The following is a 14470-nucleotide window of genomic DNA, read 5'->3' as shown; positions in this document are numbered from 1 at the left end:
GTCTGAAAACATTGAGCCCTTCGCTTATTTTGTAGATCTAATGTTTATTTTAGATTCTCTGGATTGAGGCATTCGAGCTCAGGTACAACGAAACGTCCGTCTTTACGAATCAGGCGATCGTCAAACCAAATTTCTCCGCCACCCCACTCTGGACGTTGAATCATGACCAAGTCCCAGTGGACGGAGGATTTGTTGCCGTTAAACGCTTCGTCGTAAGCTTGGCCAGGTGTAAAGTGGAAGCTTCCATCGATTTTTTCATCGAATAGAATGTCTTTCATTGGGTTTTGGATGTACGGGTTCACGCCAATCGCAAACTCTCCAACGAATCTGGCACCTTCATCTGTATCAAAGATTTCGTTGATTTTCTCGGTATCGTTGGCGGTTGCTTCAACGATTTTGCCATCTTTGAAGGTCAGCTTGATATTGTCGTAAGTAAAGCCTTGGTATGGAGATGGCGTGTTGTACGCGATGGTACCGTTGACGGAATCGCGAACAGGAGCAGTGAACACTTCTCCATCCGGGATGTTGGCTTCGCCTGCACATTTGATCGCCGGAATGCCTTTGATGGAGAAGGACAGGTCGGTTCCTGGTCCTACGATGCGTACTTTATCGGTTTTCTCCATCAGCTCAACCAGGCTGTCCATGGCTTTATCCATTTTGCCGTAATCGAGCGTGCACACTTTGAAATAGAAATCTTCAAAAGCGGCGGTGCTCATGTTAGCCAACTGTGCCATGGACGCATTTGGATAGCGAAGCACAACCCATTTGGTGTGTGGAACGCGAATATCCATCACTGGACGGGCCAGCAGTTTGGAATGCAGCTGCATTTTGTCCCCAGGGACGTCAGAGAGTTCACTGATGTTGTCGCCACCGCGGATGCCAATGTAGCAATCCATCTGCTTCATAAAGGCTACATCTGCTTCACGCATGATACTTAATTGTGTTTCGTTGACACCCATCAACAGCTCGCGTTGAACTGATTGGTCGATCAGTTGGACAAAAGGATTGCCCCCAGCTTCGTATACCTTGGAAATAACGGCTTTCGTCAGATCGGTAACGTCACCAATGGAGTAAATTAAAACGTTTTCACCCGGCTTGACAGTAACCGAATAATTGACAAGGACGTCAGCCAGTTGTTCAATTCGTGGATCTTTCATAGGAAGGGGATCCCTCGCTTTCCATATCATTCTTATCCATTGTACACAACCGAAATAGAAAAAAGCTACCCACTGGCTAGGGTAGCTTGCTGAGGGAACGCGCTTTTAAGGATTCGGTACTTCATGTATATGCAACGACTTGCTGAATATGGCTATATCTTGGGGAGGGAAGATCAGTCGCAGCTGCACCCGATAATAACCAGCAGGATGAAAAGAATCAAAACAATAGTAAAGCCGTCGAATTCTCCATTAAAGATGCCGCTCATGGAATAAACATCCTCCTCATATATGTGTTAAGCCTCTTGTGCTTACACCTACAACATATGGGTGATCGTATAGGACCGAACCGGGCATCCGCCCATTTTTGAGAAAATAGTTTGGAGAATCTCTCGTTTTTCACACTCTTGCAGATTCACCATGTTTATTATTCTGAAAAGCAGGAAAAGCTAGAGGATACCAAAAGACTTTGCAAGTATGAAAGGATGTTAACGTGATGCAAAGATCATTATCGAGTCTGAAGCATGATCTGGTCCAAATAACGATTAATGTTGGGGAAGATTTTAAATCCATTGTATGGAAAGCTCAGTACGACATGGACTTCAATACAGAATGCCTGTTTTGTTTTTCCGAGCAAATTACCGGCTACCGTGTGGAAGATGAAGCAGGCAAAGCGGGAAAAGTCGCAGTTTGTCCGCATTGCGAAAAAGTAAACGCCATCTACGCGTAAGGTTGAAGCTTGATGGCAAAGTAAAGACGATGCTTGCAAGAAGCATCGTCTTTTTTCGTATTTTTAAGTTGTTGCAAGTTTTAAAAGATACCGATGAACGCACAAAGCTAGTGAGAAGAAAAAGCACAGGGCTCGTAGACCTTGACAACGCCTGCCCAGGGTGGCTTTGGCTCGACGGTCCCCTTTTTAAAGTGGAGACGGCCAGTGAATCCCCCACGCCGGCGTGTCAGAGTCGAAGAGAACTGTGCTTTTTCTTCTCCTCCACCATGTTGACTCTCAAGTGGCCTTTTTAGTCTATATCTGTCACTGTATCCACCAAGTACCACCTGTCGTTTAGCAGGAGTGAAAGGAGGCTTCTCGAATAGTATGAGAGATACATATGTAGATAGGTAGGGGTGAACACCGTGCAAAAGAGATGCAGCCGCTGCGGGAACGAGATGGAGATCGAGCTGCGCAACGTCGTGTACCGGAAACGGGTTAAAATCATGAATGTACCTGTACACGTCTGTGTGGACGATAACTGTGACCATTCCCAAGTGGTAGATGTAATTAAGGATGATTTGAAGTCACTCATGGAGGAACTGGGCCAACATCCGCAGCGCCAGGCAATCGAATTCGAAGAAATGTCAGAGTTATCCAACTTATTGGTATTGATTGCTAATGAGAAGGTGAACTCGTCCGTAAGAGAATTACTTGGTGAGAAAGTCAACGAGCTATTGGATCTGTTTTTGTTGGCGCAGTCCCTAGGTGATGAGAAATGGATGCTGGAGTTACGCGAACGTCTAACGAAAATAATGGTGTAAGGATAAAGAGATGCCTGAAAGCTAGGTATCTCTTTTTTCATTTCTCCCTGCACCGCAAATATAGACGTAGCAGGTCGGACTTATGTATACTGATATCCACATGAGATAAGGAGAGATGGATCATGTCACAAAAGCAACTTCACTCAATAGAAGAACTGGATGAGTTCGTAGCGAAAAATGGAAAGAAGCTCCTGTTCAAACATAGCACTATTTGCCCGATCAGTACGTCCGCATACGAGGAGTTTCAAGCGTATTTGCTAGATAATCAGGTGGAATCCGCAGTCATTTTGGTGCGAGAGGATCGCCCTGTATCCAATGCAGTAGCGGATCGTTTCTCCGTCAAGCACGAATCTCCGCAAATCTTTTTGCTGGAGAACGGCGAAGTAAAATGGCACACCTCTCACTGGAAAATTACGAAGGACGCGATTGGCCAGGCGCTCAACACGTAATCATCGATATAGGAAAAAGAGCTGTAGGACGTAAAAAGTCGACAGCTCTTTTCATGTCTTTAGAACGTATCGATTCTCACAAACGTATCAACGGTGGTGGTGTTTTGGCGCAGTATCATATTTTTGTTGTACAATACGGAATACCGCAAGTGCGACGCACACCAGAATAGCGCTTGCGATCCCTACCATGTGTATGGAACTGATATGGATGACGGCTCCGCCTACGACAGCGCCTAATCCGATTCCGATGTACAAAGCCGAAGCACCAAACGAGAGAATCATGGAAGCCTGCTTCGGATTTAAGGAAATCAGGTAGGAATTGAGTGCAGGGTTAAGAGCGAAGCCAGGAATTCCCCAAAGCAGAGCAACAATCGACGCCAGTACGATTGTTGTATAACCAGGTGTAAGCCACATTAGTAATGAAAAGAATACAAGGACCAAACTGAATCCCCCAAGTGATAATTGTAGCGTTTTGGCAGCCCCGATTCGATCCGTACTGTATCCCCCAATCAAATTGCCGAACAAGCTACCCAACCCAATTAGCAGGAGTAACCAACTGATATTGTCCAAGCTCGTTATGGTAGACAAAATCGGTGCAATATACGTATAAGTCGCAAAACCACCAATGGTCCCAATAATGCTAACGAGTAAGGTCAACAAGACTTGAGGTCGTAAACTCGTCAATCGCTCTTTCAATGAAAGGGTTCCTTCTCGATCCATTTTCGGGAGCAGCGCCATCATTCCAAGCGTAGTAAACAGACCGATACTTGCTACAAAAAGGAAGGAAAAGCGCCAACCAAGAGCATGACCGATCCACGTGCCGATAGGAGCACCTGCGATTAACCCTACCGTAATCCCAGCAGTAATAAAGGATAATGCCCTGCCTCGTTGCGTTTCAGGAACCAAGCTGGCTGATGCGGCCATCGCCAATGGGGTGAAGAGAGCGGCAGACATTGCTGCAACGATGCGAGTAACCAATAGCCATTCAAAGGACGGGACAATCGCTGATAGTCCGTTTGACAAGGTGAAGAGCAGCATGGAGATTACAAGCAGCTTTTTGAGTGGGTATTGAAAAGTCAATGCTCCTAACACGGGCGCACTGATTGCGTAAGCGAACGCAAAGGCTGTGACTAATTGGCCCGCTGCTACGATGGACACTTCCAGGTCGCGAGCGATATTTGGCAAGATACCAGCAATGACAAAATCATCGGTACCAATGATAAAAGTGCCTATGACGAATAGGAACAGTCGGGAATTCATGGACGATCGCTCCCTTCCCGCTGTTGTTTGACCTTCGTCCAGAATGCTACGAGAGCCGCAAGCTCCGCTTCCACTGCTTGCAAGCTCTTTATTTGCTCGCGTGTTGTCTCGAGTTTTTCCGTATAGAGATCAATGGCAGAAGCGGCGCAGTCAGAGGCATGATCGACCGGATGAAGAGATCCACAAGATAAAACAGGATAGATCTCCTCGATTTTCAAGCCTAGATCGAGGAATAATTGTACCGCCTTCACGCGCTCCATATCCTCTTCGCTATAGACGCGGTACCCATTTTCTAAACGTCTTGGCGTAATCAACTTTTTTTCCTCATAATATCGAATGGATCGGATACTGACCCCAGTTTTTAGTGAAAGTTCACCTATTTGCATGTATTTTGCCTCTCCTTAAAAAAGTAAGTTAAACCCATCTTAAAGTATGACATGGTGTGAGGGTCAACAGGAGAAAAGCAAAAAAATGTAAAAAAGCCGGTACACCTCAAGCAAGGTGAAACCGGCCTTTTCTATAGGAAAGCAGGGGAGGAGCTAGAGCCTACTCCCAAAATAGCTCCAGCTTGTCTCCACTTTTCAGTTCTGTCTGGAAGTTGGCTTGTTCGCCGTTTACGAGCATGACGAATCCAGAGATGCTCTCACGGTCGGGCTTTTCCAAAGAAACCTCGACAAATCGGAAGACGTCGCTAAAAACAGGTGTAGATGCAGGCGAGGATTTTACCATGATGTCGGCACCTTCGTTCACAGGGTCTGAGGCATTTGCTGCCTTCCCGTTAACGGTAATCGTTACCTGTGCGACCGGCAATACAACCCGTTCGCCATTGAAGTGGACAATCATTGTCTCCTGGACCCAGTCTTCCAAGGGGATGACATCCTGAATGGAAGGGGCGGGGACTTCATCGAGCCTATAGACGAGGACATCGCCTTGTCGAACGACATCTGTCAAGGCTACCGGCTTGCCATTCAGTTCGATCACCTCGATGTGGGACGGCAGCGTATAGTCTTGTCCATTCACCGTAAAATGCAGGCCTACTTCGTCGTTTGGCGCTTTCAGCTCTGCGAGTTCCAGCACTTCGTAAACTGTGCGGGGAAGGCGAATTTCCACCTCGGCACGATCGTAGACTAATGTATCGAGCGGGGTAGCCACCCCATTTACATGAGCCACTGGACCGAGCGAGTAAGGGCGATCATTGCAGATCACTTCGAGCGTATCCAGCTGATCGAACAAGTCTTTGACAAAAATCTGTGCATCACAGCCGTTTTTACCTGCAATCACCGTAATGTGGTCGCCGTCACTGATCGGAGTGTCGAGACTGACGAAATCTCCATTGCGCTCGATAACTGGAGCGGTCCCATGACCACCCGGAATCATTTTCATGCGTCCATTTACTGTGACAGTCATTGCTAATCCAGGGCGACCATACAGGCGGCGGATATCCAGTCCGGATGCAATGAGGGCGTCACCCAACGTCATTTTTCGCAAATCGAAAATGCGTACAGGAGCGTCATTTACCGTAACGGTTACATAGCGCAACGGATGTCGTCGTGCAGCAACAGCAATACCGACTGGTGTTACGAACTCAGGTCCACTGAGCGCAGGATTGTCTCCGACGTACTGCTTGATCGCATCGCCGCCTCTGACAGCTACGCGAGCGGCAGGAATATTCAAGACCTGGGCGACCTTTGCAGTGAGTCCAGGGGTGAGACTGCCACCGCCGATCAGCATGACAGCTTGCGGAGCTTTTCCGTTGAGCTCTAGTATTTTGAAGGCAATTTTATCGGCGAGCTGCTGGATGTCTGCTTCAATCGCACTCGTTACCTCGGCAGCGCTCATCGTATGGTCCATGCCAAGAATGTCCGTGAAGGTGACGGACTCCTGTGTGGATAAGAGACGCTTCACTTCTTCCGCCATCGGAAAATCCATTAAAAAGGCGTTCATGAGCGCATCTGTGATTTCATCGCCTGCAACAGGCACCATGCCGTAGGCGGTAATGGCACCTTCCTCAGTCAGTGCAACGTCAGAAGTACCTGCCCCGATATCCACCAATGCGATATTAAGTCGGCGCATGGTCACAGGTATCAGGACATTAATGGCGGCGATAGGCTCAAGCGTCAGCGCCTGCATTTCCAGATCGCATCGTTTCAGAGCAGCGATGAGCGAGTCGACAACCACGCGTGGAAGGAAAGTCGCGATCACATCAGCGCTTGCGGTGTCACCCCGCTGGTCAATCAAACTTCCGATCAGCTCTCCGTCCAGGTGGTAATTGACGACGCTGTAACCGACGCAATAGTAGCGAGTGACGTCTTGATCCTTTAATTCTTGGGCTAATCCAGCTTGAGCTTCCTGCACAGCGGAGAACTCCAAAGCTACAACATCTTCACGGGAGATGAAGGCATGTCTGGCTAACGGCATGTCCACGCGAACGCGTCGGGTGCGCAAAGACCGCCCGGCAGCCGCGACTGCTACTTGATGAAGCTTGCCGTATTTTCCTTCGAGCTCTTCTTTTATTTGTTGAATCACCTTGGCTACGGCGACAATATCGTGAATTTGCCCGTCGAGCATGGAGCGTTCGTCGTGCTCTCGAATCGCGCAATCGAGTACACGGTACTGTTCACCTGTTGTTTCAACAATCAGGCCGACGACACTGCGCGTTCCAATATCTAATGAAAAAATAAGCTCAGGGGCTGTGGTGTCAGACAAAAGTAGGTCACTCCTTGTAAGAGGTTGTTCAAAAAGCCTTTACCATACTTATCGGTGATTTTGGATTGTATCGGAGAGGAACAATCACTTTTAGCTAGAACATATATCCAATTTATTTCGACTTGAAAAGGAAAAAATCCTGTCGAATCAAGGAATCTTCTTCAGTTTGACGAATAATTGGAAAAGATAAAAAAACAGAAAAAATTTACTTTCGCGCTTTTTGGCGCTAAACTGCTGACAAGGATGTATGAATCGATTATAATTACCCTAATTTATCGATAAATCCCTATAAATAAAGAGGAGAGTGGAGAGAGATGGCACACGATCAAATTGAAACCATGCGTAAGCAGATAGACGAGATCAACCTGCAAATTCTGGAATTGATCAACCAAAGAGCTACCTTGGTTCAAGAGCTCGGCAAAGAAAAAGAAAAACAGGGCAGCAACCGTTTTGACCCAGAGCGTGAGCGCCAAATGCTCAATCTGCTCGTTGAAAACAATAAAGGTCCTTTCAATGACAATGCCATTCGTCATTTGTTCAAGCAAATTTTCCAAGTTTCATTAGATCTGCAAGACGACGATAAGAAAAAAGTACTCCTCGTTAGCCGTAAGAAAAAGGCAGAGGATACCATTATCAATGTAAAAGGCGTAGAGTTCGGAGGAAAAAATCCGATTCTCATCTCAGGTCCTTGCTCCGTGGAAAGCTACGAGCAAGTAAGAGCGGTAGCAGAAAACCACGCAAAACGCGGTCTGCGTACACTGCGCGGCGGTGCGTACAAGCCTCGTACTTCGCCATACGACTTCCAAGGTCTGGGTGAAGAGGGCCTGCAAATCCTCAAGCGTATCGGGGATGAATTCAACCTCGTGACAATCAGTGAAATCGTGACGCCAGCAGATCTTGAGATGGCGACGAAATACATCGATGTGATCCAAATCGGTGCACGCAATATGCAAAACTTCGAGCTGTTGAAGGCGGCAGGTCGTGTGAACAAGCCGATCCTCTTGAAGCGTGGTCTCTCTGCTACGATTGAAGAGTTCATCTACGCGGCAGAGTACATCCTGTCCGAAGGTAACACACAAGTTATGCTGTGCGAGCGCGGTATCCGCACGTATGAAAAAGCGACACGCAATACGCTCGATATCTCGGCTGTACCACTCCTCAAGCAGGAGACGCACTTGCCAGTATTCGTAGACGTGACACACTCTACAGGTCGTCGTGATCTGCTCTTGCCTTGCGCGAAAGCTGGTTTTGCAGTGGGTTCAGACGGAATCATGGTAGAGGTTCACCCGGATCCAGACGTGGCGCTGTCCGATGCGAAGCAACAATTGAACATTCCACAGTTCAATGAGTTCGTTGATGAGCTGCTCGCTTCTGGCCTGTACAAAGGCGAGATCGTGGCAACAAGAGCGTAAGATATTCCCTCAGGGTACGATACAAAGGTCCTTCCTGCGCGCAGGAGGGCCTTTGTCATTTGACGAACCAATGATGACCAAGTAAGCTAGAATTACGTGCTGATATTGGTGAAGGAGGATAGGCCATATGGAAGACAACCATCAATGCTGCTCGACTGATCGGTCCACGGAAAGGTCTGACAAAATCAAGTCCAATTTAATATCCCGTCTCAATCGGGTAGAGGGACAAGTTCGCGGAATTCGTGGGATGGTAGAGAAGGATGTCTACTGCGACGACATTTTGAATCAAATTGCTGCTGTTCAGTCAGCTCTGAATGCTGTCGGGAAGATGCTCCTGGAAGGACATATGAAAAGCTGTGTGATGGATCGCATTCAGCAAGGCGATCATGAAGTGATTGATGAGCTCTTGAAAACGATGAACAAACTCATGAAGTAACGGTGCACAAGCCGTCAAAAACGATTGCAACGGCATACGGCTTGTCGTATCATAGGTGCATATATTTATGAAAACGATTATGAAAACCAATATATAGGGAAAGTGAGGGTGCATGATGCCGGTTACCATATACGACGTAGCAAGAGAAGCGGGGGTGTCGATGGCGACAGTTTCCCGTGTAGTTAACGGGAATCCCAACGTAAAGCCTTTGACCCGAAAAAAGGTATTGGCTGCAATTGAGCGCTTGGGATATCGACCAAATGCGGTTGCTCGCGGTCTCGCAAGTAAAAAAACGACAACAGTTGGTGTCATCATCCCGGATATCTCCAGCTTGTTCTTCTCTGAATTGGCGCGTGGGATTGAAGATATCGCAACGATGTACAAGTACAACATCATCCTGTGTAACTCTGACCAGCGGATGGAGAAAGAATTGCAGCTCATCAATACGTTGCTCGAAAAGCAGGTGGACGGGCTTCTGTTCCTGGGGGCAGAAATCAAGGAAGATCATTTGCAAGCATTAACAAGTACGTCTGTTCCAACTGTACTCGCCGCAACACGCGATGCGGATAACGTATTGCCGTCGGTTAGTATCGACCACTTCCAAGCGGCCTACGATGCGACGGAAGCATTGGTTCAACGCGGGCACAAGCGTATTGCGATGATCGCGGGTCCTGCAAACGATCCATTGGCAGGGTTGATGCGCTATGAAGGGTACAAAAAGGCATTGAAAGATGCTGGCATCGAGCTGGATGAAGAGCTGATTGCGACAGGCAACTACTTTTATGAATCTGGCTTGTCCACAACCAAATCGTTTTTGGCTCTTACAAATCCACCTACAGCGATTTTTGCGGCCAATGATGAGATGGCCATTGGTGCAATCCATGCCATTCAAGATTCTGGCTTGAACGTGCCAGGTGACATCGAAGTCATCGGCCACGATAATATTCGTTTGGTTGAAATGGTACGTCCGCGACTGACTTCTGTCGTACAGCCGATGTATGATATTGGTGCGGTTGCGATGCGTCTGTTGACCAAGTACATGAATAATGAGAACGTAGAAGAGCATGTTGTTCTGCTGCCGCATCGGATCGAGTATCGGGAGAGCACCAAGCCTGAACATTCTTGATCGTATAGGTACGTAATTGACAGCAAGAGGGGGATGGAAGATGCGGTACGGAATTATTGGCGCGATGGATGAAGAGATCGCGCTTTACTTGGAAGCCATGCAAGAAACGTCTACTGCCACAAAAGCAGGCATTACCTATTATACTGGTAAAATGGAAGGCAAAGATGTCGTGCTTTGCAAGTCAGGTGTCGGCAAGGTCAATGCAGCCGTGACGACGCAAATCCTCATCGACTCATTCCAGGTGGAACGTGTTATTTTCACAGGTGTGGCAGGAGCTGTCCATCCTGAACTCAATATTGGTGACATTGTTGTTTCGACGGATTGCATCCAGCACGACATCGACGTGACACCACTTGGCTTTGTGCCAGGGCAGATTCCTTTTACAGAGCAATGGACCTGGCAAGCAGATTCCGGGCTGATGCAGCAAGCGATCGATGCGGGCAAGGAGCTGGAAGCGGGAGTTCAAGTAGTAAGCGGACGTATCTTGTCCGGCGACCAGTTCGTTGCTAGTCGGGAAAAGGTACAATGGCTGTATGAGCAGTTCGGAGCACACTGCACCGAAATGGAAGGGGCATCTGTTGGACAAGTATGTGCCATGAACGGCGTGCCTTTTGTTGTAGTCCGCTCGATGTCGGATAAAGCAGACGGCTCCGCACATGTGAATTTCGTGGAATTTACCAAGCTGGCCTCCCAGCGCTCGTATGCGATTGTCCGTAACATGCTGACAGCATCCAAACCATCAACCGCTGCAGGCGTGATCGTTTACTCGACGAAAAACTGTGTGGATTGCGACATGGTAAAGAATTGGCTGACAGCAAAAGGTGTTTCTTTTGAAGTGCGGGATGTTATGACGAGTCGTGCATACCAAGAGGAAGTAGAGCGCTTTGGCTTTATGGGTGTTCCTGTAACAGTTGTAGGCGATAAAGCGGTAAAAGGCTTTGCTCCATCTGAGCTGGAAGAGCTTGTGAGATAACTGGAATAAGGAAAAGCGTGCTGACCAGTACCAGTAGGTACGAGGGCTGCACGCTTTTGTTCAATTTGCCAAAGATTTTTCATTAGAGAGCCAAGACGAATCATTTATATTTCATGGAGGATAAATTGTAATGATAAAAAATAATTTTAAAATAGAAAATATTCCAGTGATTTTGTGGGGTGACAAATCAGATAAGTTGTTTGTGGTGGTGCATGGTAACATGTCAAATAAGGCAGATGACTCGATTATTGTTTTTGCAGAAGAAGCAACAGCTGTAGGTTATCAAGTGCTTAGTTTTGATTTACCTCAACATGGTGACCGTAAGGATGATACTTATCTTTGCAATGTTCAAAACTGTGTTCAAGACCTTCATACAATTATGACCTATGCAAAATCGTTATCAAATCATATAAGCATTTTTGCTTGTAGCATGGGAGCATATTTTAGCCTTTTAGAATATAGCCATGAGCCGTTGAAGCAGTGTTTGTTTCTCTCTCCTGTGGTAAATATGGAACGTATCATAAATAATATGATGATATGGTTTAACATAAGTGAGAGTAGACTAAAAATAGAGAAAGAAATTTCTACACCTATTGGACAAACTCTCTATTGGGACTACTACTGTTATGTGAAAGAACATCCTATTGTTACTTGGAATCATCCAACTTCAATTCTCTATGGTTCAGCAGATAACCTATGTGAATTTGACGTTGTATCTGAATTTAATAAACGTTTTAACTGTAATTTGGAAGTAATGGAGAATGGAGAACACTATTTCCATACGGAGGAACAGTTGCAGTATTTCAGACAATGGCTGAAAAAACATATATACGTTAAATGATAATAAAAAATGATTGATGCATAATCTTCTTAAAAAGCGAATGAAGGGAAGTCAAAATGGCTTCCCTTAAAACATCGCCTTTTTTTATGTCTCTGTTCCAATGGGAGCATACAGCATGGCACGCTCTAGCGTAAGCCGATTTTTTTCCGTGATCTCTGCTCGTCGTGGGATTGTTGGGAATGGTTCGTCAAATAGCCGAGGCGGTAATGGCAAATCCGTCTCTGGTTGCCAGCGTTTGAGCCAGTCTGCTGGAAGATCACCATCTGTAAGAGGCTGATCGCTCATTTCACTCCATACCAACGTCCACGCTCGCGGCACGACCCGCCATATATCATAGCCCCCGCCACCTACAGCAATCCAGCGACCGTCGCAATATTCATGAGCGAGTCGGTGGGCAAGACGAGGGATGGCTTGATAAATCTTCATTGAGCAAGACAAATGCGTGAGTGGATCGTAGGCATGGGCGTCACAACCGTTTTGGGTCAGGATGACATCAGGCTTGAAGCCAGCCGCTAGCTTTGACACCAGCTCTTCATACACTTCCAGAAAAGAATCGTCTTCTGTAAAGGCATCGAGCGGAACGTTAACAGAATAACCGTAACCGCTTCCATCTCCACGCTCAGACAAATTGCCTGTTCCCGGGAAGAGATACTTTCCCGTTTCGTGGATGGATACAGTCAGTACATTCGGATCATCGTAAAACGCCCATTGAACCCCATCGCCATGATGGGCGTCCGTGTCGATGTACAGCACGCGTGCATTCCAGTTTTTGCGCATATACGCGATCGCGACTGAGCAATCGTTGTAAATACAAAATCCAGAAGCCCGTCCGCGAAAAGCATGATGCAGTCCACCAGCGGGATTGAAGGCGTGTTCTGCTTGTCCGCTCATGACCGCTTCCACCGCTTGTAGCGTACCGCCGACAATTAGCGAGGCTGCTTCATGCATGTTGGAAAAACAGGGAACATCCTCCGTTCCCAAGCCATAGCTGGCTGCCTGTGGGAGTTCTTGTTCACTATGGCCCTGATCGCGAACAAATTCGATATAACGAGGATCGTGAACCAGGGCGAGCTCTTCATCTGTAGCTGGTCGCGGAGCCATGATGTCTGATTCTCTGATAATTCCGTAGCTGCTCATCAGATCGTGAGTGAGGAGCAGACGACGCTGGTTGAACGGATGATCATCATGAAAATAATATTGCGTGTAGTCTGGAGAGTAGATCAGACGAGCATTTCGGCTCACAGGAGTATCCCTCCTTCCGTAGGGCCGATCACGGAAAAGCCTTTTTCAAGGAGCAACTGCGTCACAATGCGCGGATCAATCGTCTGTACCCGAAAAACGAGGTTCTTTTTCGCGGGCTTTTTCCCTGGAAAGACAACGACGCTCGTGACATTCACTTGTGCTTCGCGAAAGACTTGGCTGACTTCGGCCAGCATTCCTACGCGGTCATCTACTTCTACTTCAATATGGGAGCTTGGTTTGTTTACGCCGAACAATTCGATCAGGCTTGAGAACAGATCAGATTCCGTAATCAATCCAACTAGTCGATTCCCTTCGACGATGGGTAATGATCCGATTTTGTGCTCATATAATTGGAGGGCTGCGTCTTCGATGAAATCCAGAGGGTGGGCAGTGATGACATGTTGGTTCATGATATCGGCTACAGGCTTGTGCAGGACGGTGTCGTCATCGTCGTGAGTCAGCAAGCAAGAGGGGAGAGCATCGCGCAGGTCGCGATCAGAGACAATGCCTACAAGGCAGTCGTTTTCAATGACAGGCAAATGCCTGATTCTGTTTGCACGAAGGAGCAGGAGAGCTTCTCCGATGGCAGTGGATGGCTGGATGGTGACAATGTTTTTCCGCATAATCTCTTCAATACGCATATGAGTGACCTCCTGGAATCAAAAGGCATCCAAACTAGTAAAGAAATCGATTCTGAAAACGCATGGCGTCAAATGCTACGATTGTTTCTGGCGGTACACGTTTGCCGATTTTCGTCATCAGGCAGTTGGCGGGATGTGAGCATATTTCCGGATCGTCAGTTGCCACCCAGCTCAAGCCTACGCTACCCATGACCTTTTCCATGACCTTTCTGTATTGCCATACATCGAGTCCCGTTCCTTTTAGATCCCAATGCCAGTAATACTCGGTCGTAATAATGATGTAGTCTTCCATCGCGTCATCTAAAAATGCGATTTCAAGAAGCTTCTTGGCTACACCGCCAGCTCTTACTTTATGGCTGATCTCGATAGCACCGAGCTCCAGCAAATCAGGTAGTTGTGCTTGTGACCAGCGTTCGAGTGGATCAGGATGCAGAAAGGTCACATAGCCGAGTACGAGATCACCTTCACGGGCAATAATAATGCGACCTTCAGGCAAATCGGCGATTTCTACGAGAGCCTCATGCTGTTGCTCGGGTACACGAAAAGCTTTTAATCCTTCATCAAAGCGTAATGAGGCCAGATGACTTCCTGTAATCGGTCCCTCGATGAGCAGTTCCTTGTCGTTCACAATCAGGCTAGATGAATGATAGCGTTTGATGTGTTCCATCAGTTCCCCCCCTTACGTTTGTAGAAAAAC

16 protein-coding genes are annotated in these 14470 nt (G+C 47.2%); 8 read left to right on the top strand and 8 right to left on the bottom strand.

Annotated features, from left to right (window positions below; all coding sequences use genetic code 11):
• Positions 1–44 precede the first annotated feature (44 nt).
• Together AB1L17_RS09570 and AB1L17_RS09565 are read right to left on the bottom strand one after the other, a co-directional pair.
• Complete coding sequence (locus AB1L17_RS09570) at positions 45–1157, bottom strand: aminopeptidase (protein ID WP_412844682.1); 1113 nt, start codon at positions 1155–1157, stop codon at positions 45–47.
• Positions 1158–1330: 173 nt separating this feature from the next.
• Complete coding sequence (locus tag AB1L17_RS09565; protein WP_412844683.1) at positions 1331–1423, bottom strand: YjcZ family sporulation protein; 93 nt, start codon at positions 1421–1423, stop codon at positions 1331–1333.
• A gap of 227 nt (positions 1424–1650) precedes the next feature.
• On the opposite strand from AB1L17_RS09565, the gene AB1L17_RS09560 reads away from it, so the two are divergent.
• The 3 genes from AB1L17_RS09560 to ytxJ all read left to right on the top strand — a co-directional run bounded on the left by AB1L17_RS09560 (position 1651) and on the right by ytxJ (position 3136).
• Positions 1651–1884, top strand: a complete 234-nt coding sequence (locus AB1L17_RS09560) for a hypothetical protein (protein WP_412844684.1) — start codon at positions 1651–1653, stop codon at positions 1882–1884.
• Between the two features lie 404 nt (positions 1885–2288).
• Positions 2289–2687 (top strand): hypothetical protein, encoded by a 399-nt coding sequence (locus AB1L17_RS09555; protein WP_412844685.1) that lies wholly within the window; start codon positions 2289–2291, stop codon positions 2685–2687.
• A gap of 122 nt (positions 2688–2809) precedes the next feature.
• Entirely contained in the window at positions 2810–3136 is a 327-nt protein-coding gene (ytxJ, locus tag AB1L17_RS09550; protein WP_412844686.1) for a bacillithiol system redox-active protein YtxJ, read from the top strand.
• Positions 3137–3223: 87 nt separating this feature from the next.
• Here the strand turns inward: ytxJ and AB1L17_RS09545 are convergent, their stop codons facing one another.
• From AB1L17_RS09545 to AB1L17_RS09535, 3 genes are all read right to left on the bottom strand, one after another.
• On the bottom strand, positions 3224–4396 hold the full coding sequence (locus tag AB1L17_RS09545; RefSeq protein WP_412844687.1) for an MFS transporter: 1173 nt from the start codon (positions 4394–4396) through the stop codon (positions 3224–3226).
• The gene (locus tag AB1L17_RS09540) at positions 4393–4782 is read right to left on the bottom strand and encodes a MerR family transcriptional regulator (protein ID WP_412844688.1); all 390 of its coding nucleotides are present in this window, start codon (positions 4780–4782) and stop codon (positions 4393–4395) included. Before AB1L17_RS09540 ends, AB1L17_RS09545 begins: the two co-directional genes overlap by 4 nt.
• 160 nt (positions 4783–4942) lie before the next feature.
• The gene (locus AB1L17_RS09535; protein WP_412844689.1) at positions 4943–7102 is read right to left on the bottom strand and encodes a cell division protein FtsA; all 2160 of its coding nucleotides are present in this window, start codon (positions 7100–7102) and stop codon (positions 4943–4945) included.
• A gap of 314 nt (positions 7103–7416) precedes the next feature.
• Here AB1L17_RS09535 and AB1L17_RS09530 point away from each other — a divergent pair, with 314 nt between their 5' ends.
• The 5 genes from AB1L17_RS09530 to AB1L17_RS09510 all read left to right on the top strand — a co-directional run bounded on the left by AB1L17_RS09530 (position 7417) and on the right by AB1L17_RS09510 (position 11890).
• Entirely contained in the window at positions 7417–8514 is a 1098-nt protein-coding gene (locus AB1L17_RS09530; protein ID WP_412844690.1) for a bifunctional 3-deoxy-7-phosphoheptulonate synthase/chorismate mutase, read from the top strand.
• Between the two features lie 127 nt (positions 8515–8641).
• Positions 8642–8950, top strand: a complete 309-nt coding sequence (locus AB1L17_RS09525; RefSeq protein WP_412844691.1) for a metal-sensitive transcriptional regulator — start codon at positions 8642–8644, stop codon at positions 8948–8950.
• 115 nt (positions 8951–9065) lie between these two features.
• Complete coding sequence (ccpA, locus tag AB1L17_RS09520; RefSeq protein ID WP_412844692.1) at positions 9066–10076, top strand: catabolite control protein A; 1011 nt, start codon at positions 9066–9068, stop codon at positions 10074–10076.
• 40 nt (positions 10077–10116) lie between these two features.
• Positions 10117–11049 carry a 5'-methylthioadenosine/adenosylhomocysteine nucleosidase gene (locus AB1L17_RS09515; RefSeq protein ID WP_412844693.1) on the top strand — a complete coding sequence of 311 codons (933 nt, stop codon included), beginning with the start codon at positions 10117–10119 and terminating at the stop codon, positions 11047–11049.
• A gap of 130 nt (positions 11050–11179) precedes the next feature.
• The gene (locus AB1L17_RS09510; protein ID WP_412844694.1) at positions 11180–11890 is read left to right on the top strand and encodes an alpha/beta hydrolase; all 711 of its coding nucleotides are present in this window, start codon (positions 11180–11182) and stop codon (positions 11888–11890) included.
• An 84-nt stretch (positions 11891–11974) separates the two neighbouring features.
• Here AB1L17_RS09510 and AB1L17_RS09505 read toward each other — a convergent pair whose 3' ends face one another.
• From AB1L17_RS09505 to AB1L17_RS09495, 3 genes are read right to left on the bottom strand one after another with little or no spacing between them, the layout of a single operon-like run.
• A complete protein-coding gene (locus AB1L17_RS09505; RefSeq protein ID WP_412844695.1) occupies positions 11975–13132 on the bottom strand; it encodes an acetoin utilization protein AcuC in 1158 nt (385 codons plus the stop codon).
• A complete protein-coding gene (locus tag AB1L17_RS09500; RefSeq protein WP_412844696.1) occupies positions 13129–13773 on the bottom strand; it encodes a CBS and ACT domain-containing protein in 645 nt (214 codons plus the stop codon). Before AB1L17_RS09500 ends, AB1L17_RS09505 begins: the two co-directional genes overlap by 4 nt.
• Positions 13774–13807: 34 nt before the next feature.
• Complete coding sequence (locus tag AB1L17_RS09495; protein ID WP_412844697.1) at positions 13808–14440, bottom strand: N-acetyltransferase; 633 nt, start codon at positions 14438–14440, stop codon at positions 13808–13810.
• Between the last annotated feature and the right edge of the window lie 30 nt (positions 14441–14470).

Origin of the sequence: Brevibacillus jepli (assembly GCF_047229145.1) — a bacterium.
GTDB lineage: Bacteria > Bacillota > Bacilli > Brevibacillales > Brevibacillaceae > Brevibacillus.
This window is presented reverse-complemented; position numbering and strand designations above follow the sequence as displayed.